Here is a 235-nt window from a genome sequence, read left to right as displayed (position 1 = left end):
ACGCCGTCTACGAGGAATTCGTAGTGTAAGTGTGGGCCCGTTACCCGACCTGTAGCACTGACACGGCCAATAACCTGACCCTGCTTAACACGGTCACCTTTTTTCACGTGCTTACGGCTAAGATGCAAATACTTAGTTACATAGCGCTCGCCGTGCTGAACAAAAATAAAGTTGCCGTTTAATGAGCTATAGCCTGCGGAAATAACTTTACCGTCACCGGATGACATTACTGGTG

At 48.1% G+C, this 235-nt stretch carries 1 protein-coding gene; it reads right to left on the bottom strand.

The features are described from left to right. On the bottom strand, positions 1-235 hold a 235-nt coding region (locus tag SB847_RS22285; protein WP_410578946.1), incomplete at both ends, for a M23 family metallopeptidase.

Origin of the sequence: Bacillus sp. SIMBA_026 (genome assembly GCF_046535335.1) — a bacterium.
GTDB lineage: Bacteria > Bacillota > Bacilli > Bacillales > Bacillaceae > Bacillus > Bacillus velezensis.
This window is presented reverse-complemented; position numbering and strand designations above follow the sequence as displayed.